This is a genomic window from Vreelandella stevensii S18214 (assembly GCF_000275725.1).
In the GTDB taxonomy this organism is placed as follows: Bacteria; Pseudomonadota; Gammaproteobacteria; order Pseudomonadales; family Halomonadaceae; genus Vreelandella; species Vreelandella stevensii.
Genome location: NZ_AJTS01000051.1, coordinates 45957 through 60643, shown reverse-complemented (window position 1 = coordinate 60643; position 14687 = coordinate 45957). Strand labels below are relative to the sequence as shown.

Below are 14687 nucleotides of genomic sequence, written 5' to 3'. Positions count from 1 at the left end.
TTTCGGACAACGTCTAGAACCAGGCTTTACGTTTGAACCACCAGATCAGCACAACGCCAATGCCCAGCATGAACCCAGTACGAAGAAATAACCATACGGGTAGGCAAGCTCGGGCATGTATTCGAAGTTCATGCCATAAATACCGGCAATAAAGGTCAGCGGCACGAAAATGGCGGTAATGACGGTCAACACACGCATGGTGATATTCAGCTGATGCGATGAAATCGAGATGTAACCATTTATCAAGTCGCCACAAATGTCGTAATACATCTGGGTCAGCGAATGCAGGCGCTCGAAACGCTCTTCCACATCGGTGATGGCATGCAGCGTTTCACTCTCCCAGCGAGGGAGATGTGCGTAGTCATACGCCGTCAGCTCTTGAGTGATGCCCTTGTGATAGTTGAATACCCGACGCATCTTGACCAACCGCGAGCGATACGCAGTAATCCGGCGCATCAATACGTCATTGCCGTTCTCCAACAACTCGTCTTCCAGGTCGCTCAGCTCGGTCTCGAACTCCAGCAGGCTGTCGATATAAAAGCCCGCCGAGGTATACATGACACGCAAGGCAACCTGCTCGGGAGAGCGCGACAGCAGCCGCGCGCCCTGATCGTTGAGTAACCGTTCGATGCTCAGCGCAAGGCCAGGATGCAGCGTGACCAGAAAGCGTTCGCCCACGAAAAAGCACATCGGTTGAGGCACGAAGTTGAGCTGAGCATCGAAGGAGGAAATGCCTCGGTAGATAATCAGCGTATGGTTTTCGAATTCCTCGATCTTGGGAGGATGACGCACCTTGTGGGCATCCTGAATCGCCATGGGGTGGCACGCAAACCCTTCGAGCACCTCACGCTCGCTGGCTTCGCTTTCACCCTGCATGTCCACCCAGATATGCGCGCCCTCCAGGCGTTTCCAGACATCGATCAGCGAAAGGTCGCCTTCGCGCACTTCTCCCTCGGGGGTGGTCATCAGGCATCGAATCATGTGCATTCCTTGACTTCGCTGGCGTTGGTTGACGGCAGCACAGGGCTTGCTAGCCGCGCCTGCGCCTTGCCTGCCCGCTTGGCTTCATACATCGCCACATCGGCTCGCTTCAACAACTCTTGCGGGGTTTCTTCTCCGCCAGGCACATACTCGGCCACGCCGATACTGGTGCTGACCTCGAGCACTATGTCGCCCATGGTCAGCGGATCTTCAATGGTGCGGATCAGCTTCTGCGCCAGCGGTTCGATAGCGTCGCTGTCCATGTTCTCCAGTATCAGCACAAACTCATCCCCCGCCCAACGGGCCACGAAGTCCGTTTCACGCAGCGCAGCTTGCAAGCGTCTGGCGATGTCGCGCAGCAGCTCATCGCCCATGGCATGTCCATACAGGTCATTGATTCGTTTGAACCCATCCAGGTCGAGAAACATGACCGCCAGCGGTACGAGACTCCGCCGAGTACGCGCCATGGCCTCAGGCAAGCGTTCGTCGAGGGCTCGGCGGTTGGGCAACTCGGTCAAGGCATCCTGCCTGGCCTCCTGGTCACGCAGGCGTGCCAGCTGCTGCCGCTCGGTGATGTCGTGTATGAACAGGCTGCGCCGCCAACGCCCATTGAGCTCGTAGCGCTGGTGGCGAATCTCTACCGGCAAGCGCCCACCATCTCGACGCCGGGCTTCCCATTCGATGGGTGAAGGATCGTCCTGCCCGGGCACGCCTACGGGAAACATCAGGTCGGTAATGGGGCGGGCCAACGCCTCCTTGCGCGACCAGCCGAACATGGCTTGTGCGGCGCGATTCCAGTCCAGCACCCGACCACGATCATCGATACTCAGGTAGGCATCGTAAGCCGACTCGATGACCAGGTTGAGCTCGCGGGTACGTCGCTCGATCTGCTGCTCCAGACTACGATGCAGCGCCGCAAGGTCGCGTTTGAAGCTGGCATTGCGCTTCTCTTGCTGAATCAAGCGCTCGCGCAAATGAATTTCACCGGACACCACATCGGCCAGGTCCTGTAGCGCGGTGAACTCCTGGGGGGTTAGTTCGCGGGGCCGGGTATCCATGGCACACAGTGACCCCAACACCAGCCCCTGGGTGGTTTTCAGAGGGATGCCGACGTAGAAGCGGATGCCGTCGGGCTTATCGACGTAAGGATTATTGGCAAAGCGGGGGTCCAGGCGTGCATCGTTGACGACCAACGGCGCTTCCGCCAGCACGGTATAGGCACAAAACGCCACGTCGCGAGGAGTTTCCGAAAGCTCCAGCCCCACCTGAGACTTGAACCACTGTCGGTCGGTATCCACGAGCGTCACCGTGGAAAGTGGTACCCCCAACAGCACGGTGACCAACCGAGTCACTCGGTCGAATACCGGCTCATTGGGGGTGTCCAGTAACGCCAGCTCTTGCAAAGCAGCAATGCGCGACGCTTCATTGGATGGCAACAGGTGGCTCATGGTGGTTACACCCGATATATAGTTAACACTCCTTTGTGTATTTCAAACCCTTTCGACATCATAGCGCGAAACTACACAGTCTGCCTAACGCGTTGATTTTTTTAACACCTTGCCCGAAGGGAGCCACCACGCCACGAGGATACTCACCAGGCTCGAGAGCATCAGCGCCCCCACGAAGGGACCAAGAGTAGGAATACTGCCAGGAAACGTGGCGGCCATGATGCCCGCCATCAAGGAGCCTTGCCCCAGCCAGCCCGGCAATACCGCCCCCACCAGCCCCGCCACGCCACCGCTGATGGCCGCCAGCGGCGACATGCGTTGCCACAGGCCCAGCAGCACTGGCACCACGATGGCCGCACACAGCAAGTCGGCTATCAAAAACAGCCTCAGTACCGATAGCCCTTGCAAGGCGATGAGGATCACCGGCACCATCAGCAGCACCGTGATCCAGCGCGCTGCATGCAACGCTTTTGGTTGATCTCCCGTTGCCCACAGCGAGGCAATGCCGTTTTGCAACGTATCCACGCTGGAAGTCACCAGCGTGACGGCCAGCACCAGAGCCGGGAGTGTGATCCAGACAGGAGCCTCTGCCAACAGGGCAAAAAAGGGCATCGGTGGCTCGCCCAGGCTCACCCCACTGAGTGCCGCCATCATGCCGACACCACCAATCACCATGACCACCAGCACCGTCATGACGGCCCCCAGCCACGCGCCACGGCCAAGACTGGCGCTATCCTGAGCCGCCCAGAGCCGCTGCCAGTAGCCCTGGTGAAACAAATTGGCCGCGGTCACGGCAATGATCAGCGTCAGCGCCACGCTCAGCGACGCCCCGAGGGGGACGTCCGGTAGCGCCGCATCGCTGGGCATGGAAGGCAGGCGCCATAACGTGACGCCCGCCACGGCGCATAACAGTATCAAGAGCAGCCAGGCCTGCCAGCGGTCGGTGGCCAGGCTAGCGCGCAGGCCACCGAGCACGGTATAGATGAGAGTCGTCAGCGCCACACCAATGATGACCCAGGCAGGCGGAACGTCTGACAGTAGCGCGGTAATGGCGCCGATGGCCGTCAGCTCAGCTGCCAGAAAGCACCCCATATACGCCACGGAGGCCAGCGTGACATAGTGACGGACCCCCTTGCCATAACACGCTTCGGCAAACTCGGCGATACTGCGCCCGGCGGGTAGCGCACGACGTATTCTGGGGCCATAAAGCCCCAGCACCAGGAAGGGCAGCGCCGAGCCCACGGCATAGCCCAGCAGCGCCACCGGCCCCACGAAGGCGCCAATTTCAGGCGGCGCAAAGAGAATCCAGGCCCCCATTCCCGAGGCCAGAAAAGAGAACCCCAGGGTCGTTGCCGTTTGCGAGTTGCGCGCCGTGACGTAGTCATCCAGCGAGCTTCCCCCAAAACGCGCCCGAAGGCCTAAAAATGCAAAGCAGCACAGCGCTGCGCCCAGCACTGCAGACGTCAGGTACGGCATGTCGCGCTTCCTCCGCCGGTACTATCCGGATCAGGTTCCAGGGTCTGCATGGCGTGCATTCTCAGCCCACGAAGGGCTCCCCTGGCGACAGTGAATGAAGGCGGTATCTTCACTGAAAGGAGCGCCCCGGTAAAGCGCTGCCGTGCGTACTGCGCTCTGGCCTAAGCAGGTTTGGGCACGCGCCCCATCAGGTAGAACTCCGGGTTGGGCGGCGTGCCTGCCAGGGTGACCAGACGATTCGACATGCCAAAGAAGGCGGCCACGGCACCGATGTCCCAGCAATCATCCAGCGTAAAGCCCACTTCCGCCAGCCGGGTTTGCCATTCGGGCGTCAGCTCGCCCAGCTCGATGGCGCTGTGTAGCGCAAAATCGAGCATGCGCCGATGCCGCTCGCTCAACCCCGCCGCCTGGTGGTTGATGGCAACGTTATCGGCCAACAGAGGGTCTTTGGTGTAAATACGTACCAGCGCGCCATGTGCCACAACGCAGTAAAGGCAGCGATTGCGCGCGCTGGTAGTGACCACAATCATTTCCTTTTCGGCCTTGCTCAGGGTGTCGGACTCCCGCTCCATCAAGGCGTCGTGGTAGGCAAAGAAGGCACGAAACTCCGCTGGACGGTGGGCCAACATGAGGAACACATTGGGCACGAACCCGGCTTTTTCCTGTACCGCCAATATGGCCGTGCGAATGTCGTCAGGCAGGTCGTCCAGGGTTTCGGGAATTTTAAAACGGCTTAATGACGCAGACATGCTTACCTCTTTTTTGTCGTGTTGATAAACGCCTTGCGCGATACGTGGTCATGGTTAACAAAATGCTAACGGATTAGACTTTCATTACACCTTGAGGCTCGCCATACTCTTATCGACTGTATTTCATAAAAAAGGCAGCGTTGAGCAAACGGCGTCTGTAACAGGGAAACCACCATGTCTTATTCTGAAGCAAGAGAGCACACGCCGGGGCGTTTGCATGCATTGTTCGCCGACCCTTACCGTGCGTTCGAAAACGACACGGATGAACGCCAGCTGCATATCCGTATCATGCTTCATGCCTTATTGGCCCGCCCCATCGCCCGGGGTCAAATTACGCTACGTGTCATTCACGGCTGGGAGAATGGCGGTTTCGAGCCAGCCGACCTGCAACATGCGGACTTCCATCTCAACAGCCTGGCAGATTTTCATGCTGCTGCTGCGCGCTTTACGGCGGCGAATCAGCAAAATGCACCGCTGCCAGCCGATGGCAGCGCCATTCTGGCAGAACCGCTGGCCGACGCCATTGCCGATGCCGAGGCCGAAGGTCTGGTCTTGAACGAAGACATTCGAGAAACACCCGCTCGCTGGCAAGCGTTCGAAGGGGGGCTAGCGCTGTACACGCTGTTCAAGATGTATCACCGCCTGGTGTACGGCGAAGACGACACCTATCGCTGCTCTCAGTGCGAAACTCCTCACGGGCTGCGAGAAATCCATGAGTTCCATCTTGAAGAGGGCGAGTTTGCACTCCTTGCGCCACTCAACGATGAACAGGATGCTCCTTACCTGCTGGTGCTGCATGAAAGCCAACTGGAGCCTATAGAACAGCTCCTGCGCGACAGCCTGCCTTTATTCGAACCCGTCTGATCCCCAGGGCCCTCTGCCGCGGCAGAGGGCCCCTGATGCGTCAGCGGTTCGCCAAATATCTAGAGCGCAATGGTGCTATTGATGCCGCTGGAGACGTTTTCGGGCTCGAACCAGCGTGCGGTCACCGTTTTGGTTTGCGTCCAGAACGCGATGGCCTGCTTGCCGTTGGGGCCCAAATCCCCCAGTTTGGAAGCCCGAGAGCCGGTGAAGCTGAAGTAGGCCACCGGCACCGGGATCGGCACGTTGATACCGATCTGACCAACGTCGATATCGGTTTCGAATCGGCGCGCCACCCAGCCCGAGTTGGTGAAAATCGACGTGCCGTTGCCGTTCGGGTTGGCGTTGATGAAGTCGATGGCATCATCCAGCGTCTCGACCCCCACCACGCATAGCACCGGACCAAATATCTCTTCCCGGTAAATGGTCATCTCCGGCGTGACGTTGGCAAACAGCGTCGGCCCCACGAAGTTGCCCTCCGGATACCCTTCTACTGTGTAGCCTCGGCCATCCACCAGCAGCGTGGCCCCCTCTTTTTCACCGGCGGTGATCAAGCGCTCGACACGCTCCTTGGCCTGAGGAGACACCAGCGGCCCCAGGTCGGCATCCCGCTGGGTACCGGGGCCGACCTTCATGCTACGGGCGCCTGCTTCGATATCGCTCAGCCACTCTTGCGCCTCGCCTACCAGCACCACCACCGAGTTGGCCATACAGCGCTGACCCGCTGCCCCAAAGGCCGACCCCAGCAGGCTGTCGATGGCCTGACTACGGTTGGCATCCGGCATCACCACACAGTGGTTCTTGGCCCCCATCATGGACTGCATACGCTTCCCTGCCGCCGCCGCACGACCATACAGCAGCGATCCCACATGGGTAGAGCCAATGAACGACAGCGCCTTGATGTCCTGGTGGTCGGCAATCTGGTTGGCGACTTCGGGTCCGCCATGCACCACGTTGAGCACGCCCGCCGGAATACCCGCCTCATGGGCCAGTTCCACCAGCCGCATGGTCGAGCTGGGGTCCTGCTCGGAAGGCTTCAGAACGAACGTATTGCCCGTGGCAATGGCCAGCGGAAACATGAAGCAAGGCAGCATGATGGGGAAGTTGAACGCCGTGATCCCGGCGCCCACGCCCAGCGGCTGATGCATGGTATACACATCGACCTCATTGGCCGCGTTTTCGGCGAGTTCACCCAGTTGCAGAGACGTAATCGAGCAGGCGTGCTCGACCACTTCCAGCCCGCGGCCTACTTCGCCTTCTGCGTCAGGCAGCGTCTTGCCATGCTCTTCGGTGATCAGCGCGGCGAGTTCCGCGGTGTGCTCACGAATCAGGGCCTGAAGTTTCAGCATGATGCGCATGCGCTTGCCCAGCGGCACCTTGCGCCACTCCTTGAACGCGGTTTTGGCACTGGCAATGGCACGCTCTACCTCGTCAGGGGTACAGAAAGGCACCCGGGCCACGACCTGCTGGGTCGCCGGATTGACGACATCGCGCCACTCCTGGCTTTGCGACTCGACCGGCTGGCCATCGATATACATGGGTATCTGGCGAACGGACATACAGACGTTCCTCGTGGTTGTGTTTGTTATGGGGTTGAATAAGGAGCCCCTAGGGTATATCAGTAAGTTGACGTAAACGTCAATTAGCCACTCGATAAAGCTAAATTCACCGCACTGGGGAAATAGCCTTTCCCTCAAGGAAAGAGCCTCGCTATGCTGTCAGGGCGCCTTCTCAACCTGCCTATCGACGATGCATAACGTGGCTTTCCACAAGGAGGTATCCATGCAAGCGTTCAATTGCCAGTGCGGCAACCCGCTGTTCTTCGAGAACACCCATTGTGTTGCCTGTGAGTCGGAAGTCGGCTGGTGCCCGGCCTGCAGCAATATCGTTGCCTTGGCCCCTTTGGAAGGCGGGGGATACCGCTGCACCCACGAAGGCTGCGGCACCCTCTTGATGAAGTGCCATAATTACGCGGTAGAGAACGTATGCAACCGCATGGTGATCATGACCGAAGGCGAAGCCGACACGCTGTGCGACTGCTGCCGCTACAACGATGTGATTCCCGACCTGAATGTAGAGGGTCACCGCGAGCGCTGGGCCGCACTGGAAGCTGCCAAGCGTCGTCTGTTCCACACCCTGGAGATTCTCAAGCTCCCCCACGGAACCCAGGGCGATGATATTCGCGTCCCCTTGAACTTCTCGTTCATGGCCGACGCCCTCCCTGACAAAGGGCTCTGGCGCTCCACGGCGAATCAGGAGAAAGTCTATACCGGCCATGCCAACGGCCATATCACCATCAACGTCAAGGAAGCCGACGACGTCGAGCGTGAGCGACTGCGGGTGGACATGAACGAGTCCCACCGCACCCTGATCGGTCATTTTCGCCATGAGGTGGGGCATTACTACTGGGACTTGTTGGTCAAGGATCAGGATGAGGCCGCCAGCGTCCGAGTGTTTGGCGACCATAACGCCCCCACCTACGGTGATGCGCTGGAAACCTACTATCAGCAAGGCGCGCCGGCCGACTGGCCAACACGGTTCATTTCTGCCTATGCCGCCATGCACCCGTGGGAGGACTTCGCCGAAACCTTTGCGTTTTATCTGGACATGGTGGCCGTGCTGGACACCGCTCTACACATGGGGATTTCACGGGCCGAATATGACGGCACGCTGGACAGCATGTTAAGAGCGTTTCATCAGGTGGGGATGGTCGTCAATGAGCTCAACCGTGATATGGGGCTACTGGACCTGGCACCGGGGGTACTGCCTCCCCCGGTGCGTGACAAGCTGGCGTACCTTCATGAGTTAGTACACAGCGCCAGCGCTAACGCTCGATCTACTTGATCAATCGTTATCATGATCCCCCAGGTGGCCCTGACTTTGTCGCTGGGTCACCTTGGGCACGTTGTCGCTATTCACGAAGTACGTTGCCCTGAGCGTGTCATGGATCGCGGCAAAGCCAATCTGTAGCTCATCCACGAACGCATGCAACTTGCTGGGGGAGTGAGCCAACGCCTGGATATCGGCATCGACCACATCGGCACGCACCAGCGACACCGTGGCGGCCACCCGGTCCTGCCTGGGCAGTAGCTGTAGCTCATGGCCCAGCGTTTCCAGGCTACAGGCAATCGAGCGCGGCAGGTTCGGGTCCTGCAGCAGATAGCGCAGCACATCGGGGCCCCGCACTCTCAGCCGCACTTCCTGACGGTACATTTGATAGGCCGTCAGCGACTTGAGCACGCTCATCCACTGAAGGTTTTCGAACGGCAATAGCTCTTCGGGGTTCTGGGGCAGCAGGCTCGCGGAACGTACGTCCACAATACGCGTGGTCATGTCGGCCCGCTCCAGATGTCTGCCCAACTGGATGAAGGTACGGGCCGGCCCATGGCTCAAGGTGCCTTCGATCAGGCCAGTCAGCGTCTGGCAGCCGCGAATCACGTTCTTCAGGAAGGCATCGCGACGGCGCGGGCTGACACCGTTTTCCGCATGGTCGGCCACGCTCAAATAGAGCTGGTTGACCTCCTCCCAGATCTCCCTGGGCACCACGTCTCGGGTAGTGCGCAGGTTTTCCCGAGCACTGGCCAGCGCCGAAAGAATCGAACTGCCATTCTGCGCATCGGCACACAAAAAATGCACTACGCTACGCTCGTCAAAGCTGGAATGGCGCTCGTTAAACGCATCCAGAGTACCGGTCATTTCGATCAGTGGCGCCCAGCCCAACGGCAGGTGGCGCGGCAGGTCGAGCATCAGGTGGCTATTGACGCTCAGCAGCCGCGCGGTGTCTTCGGCCCGCTCGATGTAGCGCGCCATCCAGTACAGGTTTTCAGCTACGCGTGACAGCATGGCGTTAGACTCCTTCCTGCTCGGCGGCATCAGCCGCGTTCTCATCGACCTCGACGATCCAGGTATCCTTGCTGCCGCCCCCCTGGGACGAGTTGACCACCAGCGACCCCTCCACCAGTGCCACGCGGGTCAAACCACCCGTGGTGACATGGGTTTCGGGGCCGGAGAGAATGAACGGGCGCAGGTCCACATGACGCGGCTGCGGCAAGCCGTTGGCCAGGGTGGGCGTGGTGGAGAGCGCCAGCGTAGGCTGGGCCATGTAGTTGCGCGGGTTCTCCTTGATCAGGCGGGCAAACTCGTCGCGGGTTTCCCTGGTGGAGCGAGGCCCGATCAGCATGCCGTAGCCCCCGGACTCATTGGCAGGCTTCACCACCAGCTCGTCGAGGTGATCCAGTACGTACTTGCGGTCGTCATCGAACATGCACAGGTAGCTGGGCACGTTGGGCAGCAGCGGCTCCTGATCCAGATAGTAGCGAATCAACTCGGGCACGAAGGCGTAGACCACCTTGTCGTCTGCCACGCCTGCCCCTGGCGCATTGGCCAACGCCACCTTGCCCGCCCGCCAGGCGCGCATCAGCCCAGGCACGCCCAGCATCGAATGCGGATTGAAGGCTTCAGGGTCCAGAAACTCGTCATCCACACGACGATAAATGACATCCACCCGTCGCAGACCCTCCACCGTACGCATGTGGACCACGTCATCATCGTCCACCAGCATGTCGCTACCCTGCACCAGCTCGACCCCCATCTGCTGGGCAAGATAGGCGTGTTCGAAATAGGCCGAGTTGTAAATACCAGGGGTCAATACCACGACCTGAGGGTCATCACCGGGACGGGGAGACATGGCCGCCAGCATGTCATACAGCTGCGCCACGTAGTCGTCTACTGGCAGGATTTTGCCCGACGCAAACAGCTCGGGTAGCACCCGTTTGGTGACGTTGCGGTTTTCCAGCATGTAGGAGACCCCGGAAGGAATCCGCAGATTGTCCTCAAGCACGTAGAGCGTGCCATCGCCACCGCGTACCAAATCAGAGCCACAAATATGCGCCCAGATACCATGGGGCGGGTTAATGCCCACACACTGCGGGCGAAAATTGGCCGACTGAGCAAGCACTTCCGCAGGCAGCACTTTGTCCTTGACCACTTTCTGATCGTGATAAAGATCGTCGATAAAGAGATTGAGTGCTTGAACGCGCTGTTTTAAACCGGCTTCCGTCTTGCGCCACTCATGGGCCGGTATGATCCTGGGCACAATATCGAATGGCCAGGCGCGGTCGATCATTGCCCCTTCGGAATACACGGTAAACGTAATCCCCATGGTACGAATGGCGATTTCCGCAGCGGTTTTTCTTTCCGCCAACTCTTCGGCGCTAAACCGAGCCAGCATATTACAAAGCTCATCGGCAGAAGCTCTGGGTTTACCCGGCGCTTCTAGCAACTCATCGTAAAAATCACGGCACGCATAGTTGTTCCAATTGACCTGGCTCATGGGCGCTCTCCTGGCGCTGGGGTGGAAGCGGCAACTTCCTTGAACAATAGTGTAGGCCTGCCGCGTGCAATCGACGTACTTATTGAGCTATATAACCACGCAATCCCCGTACCACCTTTCCCGATATTTCAACGCTACGGCAGCCACGTTTGATAAAACGCGGCCACTTTGTAATGCCGCGATACCTTCCCACCCCCTCACTGAACCAAACTTGTGCCTTGACAAAAAAACTCTCGAAAAAAAGCACCAATTTGGTGCAAGATTTAATTAAAAGCGATGCGATCACAATTTTCCACACTTCTTAAACGCCCTTGGGCATATTGCAGCTGCAAAAAAGTTCAACTCCAACGATACTCTTGGGTAAATGTCTTGTTGCGTCGCAGTTCATCAGTAGCTGCGAGAATTTACGCTTTTATTTGAGGGTGGCTCATGACCATTCGCGTTGCCTTGCATCACCGCACAACCTATCGATTTGACCGCCCCGTCAAACTGTCACCCCATGTCGTCCGCCTGCGCCCGGCCCCCCACTGCCGTACTCATATCGATGCCTACTCGCTGAATATTTCAGGGGATGACCACTTTCTGAATTGGCAGCAAGACCCCTTTGGCAACTTTAATGCGCGTATCGTGTTTCCAGAGCCACGCAAGGAACTCACCATTGCCGTCGAGCTGGTGGCCCCCATGACGGTCATCAACCCTTTCGACTTTTTTCTCGACGATGCCGCGCAAAAAATTCCGTTCCATTATTCCGATGAGCTTCTCAAGGAGCTAGGCCCCTATCTGGAAGTCACCGAAGCAGGGCCGCGCCTAAAAGCATGGCTTAAGGAAGTACCTCGGGAGCCCACCACCAGCGTCGATTTTCTGGTGGCGCTCAACCAGCGTCTGCAACAGGACATCAGCTACCTGGTGCGTATGGAGCCCGGCGTACAAAGCTGTGAAGAAACCCTAACTCTGGCCAGTGGTTCCTGCCGCGACAGCGCCTGGTTACTGGTACAGATCCTGCGCCATTTGGGGCTGGCGGCTCGCTTTGTATCCGGCTATCTGATTCAGCTGGCCCCGGACGTCAAAGCGCTGGATGGCCCCAGCGGTACCGAGGTTGACTTTACCGACCTGCATGCCTGGACCGAAGTCTTCCTGCCGGGCGCAGGCTGGGTGGGCCTGGACCCCACCTCCGGCCTGTTCGCTGGTGAAGGGCATATTCCGCTGGCCGCCACCCCCACCACCGGCAGCGCCGCGGCCATTACCGGTTTTTCCGACAAGTGCGAAGTGGAATTCGATGTCGAGATGCGCGTGGAGCGCATCCATGAAGACCCGCGCGTCACCCGCCCCTACAGCGATCAGCAGTGGCAGGCCATTCTGGCGCTGGGCGACCAGGTGGATGAAGTCCTCCAGCAGCAGGATGTTCGCCTGACCATGGGGGGCGAGCCGACCTTCGTTTCCATCGACGACATGGAGAGCCCCCAGTGGAACACCGAAGCGCTGGGCGAGCACAAGCGTGAGCGCGCCGAGGCGCTGCTGACCCGACTGCAGGAAGCCTACGCGGCCGGTAGCGTCATTCAGCAGCAACAGGGCAAGTGGTACCCTGGCGAACCGCTGCCTCGCTGGGCGCTGGCCTGTTACTGGCGCAAGGATGGCGCGCCCCTGTGGCGCGACCCCAAGTGGCTGGCCAGCACCGAAGGCGCGCCCCACGCCAAGGTCGACAACGCCATGGTAGAGCGCTTCATCCATACGCTGGGCGAACGCCTGGGCGTGGCGCAGCGCCACTGGATTCCCGCCTACGAAGATGCCTACTACTACCTTTGGAAAGAGCAGACCCTACCGGTCAGCGTCGACCCGCGTAATGCCGACCTGAAAGACGATGCCGAACGCCGCCGCCTGGCACGGCTGCTGGAGCAGGACCTGGGCGCCGTCGTGGGCTATGCGCTCCCGTTGCGTCACTCGATTTCCCAGTCTCATCGCTGGGAAAGCGGCCGTTGGCCGCTCAAACGCGATCACCTGTTCCTGGTGCCAGGCGACTCCCCCATGGGCCTGCGTCTGCCGCTGTCGGCGCTCCCCTGGGCCGACCCGGAAGAGCAGCCGCAGCCCCAGTCGCTGTTTGCACCGCGACCTGCGCTGGGCGACATTCACGGGGAAGTGGCGCGCCGCAATGCCGAACAGCATCGCTTCACCAGCGCCGAGCGCCATGGCCAGAGCCTGCACCCTAGCCATAGCCACCCGGAAGGCGAAGCCGTTCAGCAGCAGCCAAGCGCCGCCGACGACCGCGAACACAAGGTGATCCATACCAGCCTGTGCGTCGAGCCCCGGGAGGGCCGCCTGCACGTCTTCCTGCCGCCGCTGACCCACCTGGAGCACTATCTAGACCTGTTGAGCAGCATCGAGGAAACCGCCCAGGCGCTGGCGTGCCCGGTCATGATCGAAGGCTATGCGCCGCCCCGAGACCCGCGCTTGTCCAGCTTCCAGATCACCCCGGACCCCGGTGTCATTGAGGTCAACATCATGCCGGCCGACAGCTGGCCAGCGCTGGTCGCCCAGACCGAACGGCTCTACGATGAAGCCCGCCAGGCGCGGCTGGGCACCGAAAAATTCATGGTCGATGGCCGCCATACCGGCACCGGCGGCGGCAACCATGTCACGCTGGGCGGCATGACACCGGAGGACTCCCCGTTTCTGCGTCGGCCGGACCTGCTGGCCAGCCTGGTGACCTACTGGCAGCACCACCCGAGCCTGTCGTATCTGTTTTCCGGGCTATTCATTGGCCCGACCAGTCAGGCCCCGCGAGTGGATGAAGCCCGCCACGAGGCGCTCTACGAGCTGGAAATCGCCCTGCAACAGATGCCCGAAGGCGAGGTCGTTCAGCCCTGGCTGGTGGACCGACTGCTGCGTCACCTGCTCACCGACCTGACCGGCAACACCCACCGCGCCGAGTTCTGTATCGACAAGCTCTACTCACCGGACAGCGACAGCGGCCGGTTGGGGCTGCTGGAGCTGCGCGGTTTTGAAATGCCTCCCCACGCGCGTATGGGCCTGATGCAGACGCTGCTCATTCGCGCCCTGGTGGCGCGCTGTTGGAAGACGCCCTACCGTGCGCGCCCGGTACGCTGGGGCAGCGCCCTGCAGGACCGCTGGATGCTGCCCCACTACCTGTGGGAAGACCTGAACGATGTGCTGCACGACCTGCGCCACCATGGGTTCGATTTCGAGCTGGAGTGGTTTGCGCCATTCCGGGAGTTCCGCTTCCCGGTGCATGGCCGCTTGCATACTCCCATGCTCTCCATCGAGCTGCGCCAGGCCATCGAGCCCTGGCACGTGCTGGGTGAAGAAGCTACGGCAGGCGGTACCGCCCGCTATGTGGACTCCTCGGTGGAACGCCTGGAAGTGAAGGTCAACGGCATGAGCGGCGACCGCTACGTGGTGACCTGCAATGGCCGCCGGGTACCGCTCTCCCCCACAGGACGCAACGGTGAAGCCGTCGCAGGCGTGCGCTACCGGGCCTGGCAGCCGCCGTCGGCCCTGCACCCCCAGATTCCCGTTCACGCCCCGCTGGTGTTCGATGTCATCGACACCTGGAACCAGCGTTCGGTGGCGGGCTGCACCTATCACGTCGTGCATCCCACGGGGCGCAGTTTCGAGACGTTCCCGGTCAATGCCTTCGAAGCCGAAGCCAGACGCCTGGGCCACTTTAGCGACAGTGGCCACGGCCATGGCTACCAGGCGCCCATGCCAGAAGCCCTCAGTCAGGAACTGCCGTGTACCCTTGACCTACGCTGGAGCCCGCGCCGATGAGGTAGTAATGCTTTCCTATCGGCGCTAGCTGCAGGATAATCCGCCCCTTACTCGCTC

At 60.1% G+C, this 14687-nt stretch carries 9 protein-coding genes, 1 pseudogene and 1 riboswitch; of the genes and pseudogenes, 3 read left to right on the top strand and 7 right to left on the bottom strand.

The window, feature by feature from the left end; genetic code table 11:
* Positions 1-13: 13 nt before the first annotated feature.
* From HSS18214_RS0116905 to HSS18214_RS0116890, 4 genes and pseudogenes are all read right to left on the bottom strand, one after another.
* Positions 14-981 (bottom strand): annotated as a pseudogene (locus tag HSS18214_RS0116905) (magnesium transporter CorA family protein).
* Entirely contained in the window at positions 978-2429 is a 1452-nt protein-coding gene (locus HSS18214_RS18395; protein ID WP_016916457.1) for a diguanylate cyclase domain-containing protein, read from the bottom strand. Before HSS18214_RS18395 ends, HSS18214_RS0116905 begins: the two are co-directional and overlap by 4 nt.
* An 84-nt stretch (positions 2430-2513) precedes the next feature.
* A complete protein-coding gene (locus tag HSS18214_RS0116895) occupies positions 2514-3905 on the bottom strand; it encodes an SLC5/6 family protein (protein ID WP_016916456.1) in 1392 nt (463 codons plus the stop codon).
* A riboswitch (TPP riboswitch) is annotated at positions 3895-3998 on the bottom strand. Its footprint overlaps the gene before it by 11 nt.
* A 68-nt stretch (positions 3999-4066) precedes the next feature.
* On the bottom strand, positions 4067-4654 hold the full coding sequence (locus HSS18214_RS0116890) for a peroxidase-related enzyme (RefSeq protein ID WP_016916455.1): 588 nt from the start codon (positions 4652-4654) through the stop codon (positions 4067-4069).
* A 174-nt stretch (positions 4655-4828) separates the two neighbouring features.
* Between HSS18214_RS0116890 and HSS18214_RS0116885 the strand changes: the two genes are divergently transcribed.
* A complete protein-coding gene (locus HSS18214_RS0116885) occupies positions 4829-5518 on the top strand; it encodes a hypothetical protein (RefSeq protein ID WP_016916454.1) in 690 nt (229 codons plus the stop codon).
* A gap of 59 nt (positions 5519-5577) precedes the next feature.
* Here HSS18214_RS0116885 and HSS18214_RS0116880 read toward each other — a convergent pair whose 3' ends face one another.
* Positions 5578-7074: a CoA-acylating methylmalonate-semialdehyde dehydrogenase gene (locus HSS18214_RS0116880; protein WP_026002010.1), complete on the bottom strand. Its 1497-nt coding sequence runs from the start codon at positions 7072-7074 to the stop codon at positions 5578-5580.
* Between the two features lie 223 nt (positions 7075-7297).
* Between HSS18214_RS0116880 and HSS18214_RS0116875 the strand changes: the two genes are divergently transcribed.
* Positions 7298-8359, top strand: coding sequence for a zinc-binding metallopeptidase family protein (locus HSS18214_RS0116875; RefSeq protein WP_016916451.1), 1062 nt, complete (start codon positions 7298-7300; stop codon positions 8357-8359).
* Here HSS18214_RS0116875 and HSS18214_RS0116870 read toward each other — a convergent pair whose 3' ends face one another.
* Positions 8360-9358 (bottom strand): alpha-E domain-containing protein, encoded by a 999-nt coding sequence (locus HSS18214_RS0116870; RefSeq protein ID WP_016916450.1) that lies wholly within the window; start codon positions 9356-9358, stop codon positions 8360-8362.
* Between the two features lie 4 nt (positions 9359-9362).
* A complete protein-coding gene (locus HSS18214_RS0116865) occupies positions 9363-10847 on the bottom strand; it encodes a circularly permuted type 2 ATP-grasp protein (RefSeq protein ID WP_016916449.1) in 1485 nt (494 codons plus the stop codon).
* A 429-nt stretch (positions 10848-11276) separates the two neighbouring features.
* Here HSS18214_RS0116865 and HSS18214_RS0116860 point away from each other — a divergent pair, with 429 nt between their 5' ends.
* Positions 11277-14630 carry a transglutaminase family protein gene (locus HSS18214_RS0116860; RefSeq protein ID WP_016916448.1) on the top strand — a complete coding sequence of 1118 codons (3354 nt, stop codon included), beginning with the start codon at positions 11277-11279 and terminating at the stop codon, positions 14628-14630.
* Positions 14631-14687 lie beyond the last annotated feature (57 nt).

Excerpts from the sequence above, each read along its gene's own strand:
- HSS18214_RS18395 (WP_016916457.1), bottom strand. The coding sequence starts at position 2,429 with ATGAGCCACCTGTTGCCATCCAATGAAGCGTCGCGCATTGCTGCTTTG.
- HSS18214_RS0116895 (WP_016916456.1), bottom strand. The coding sequence starts at position 3,905 with ATGCCGTACCTGACGTCTGCAGTGCTGGGCGCAGCGCTGTGCTGCTTT.
- HSS18214_RS0116890 (WP_016916455.1), bottom strand. The coding sequence starts at position 4,654 with ATGTCTGCGTCATTAAGCCGTTTTAAAATTCCCGAAACCCTGGACGAC.
- HSS18214_RS0116885 (WP_016916454.1), top strand. The coding sequence starts at position 4,829 with ATGTCTTATTCTGAAGCAAGAGAGCACACGCCGGGGCGTTTGCATGCA.
- HSS18214_RS0116880 (WP_026002010.1), bottom strand. The coding sequence starts at position 7,074 with ATGTCCGTTCGCCAGATACCCATGTATATCGATGGCCAGCCGGTCGAG.
- HSS18214_RS0116875 (WP_016916451.1), top strand. The coding sequence starts at position 7,298 with ATGCAAGCGTTCAATTGCCAGTGCGGCAACCCGCTGTTCTTCGAGAAC.
- HSS18214_RS0116870 (WP_016916450.1), bottom strand. The coding sequence starts at position 9,358 with ATGCTGTCACGCGTAGCTGAAAACCTGTACTGGATGGCGCGCTACATC.
- HSS18214_RS0116865 (WP_016916449.1), bottom strand. The coding sequence starts at position 10,847 with ATGAGCCAGGTCAATTGGAACAACTATGCGTGCCGTGATTTTTACGAT.
- HSS18214_RS0116860 (WP_016916448.1), top strand. The coding sequence starts at position 11,277 with ATGACCATTCGCGTTGCCTTGCATCACCGCACAACCTATCGATTTGAC.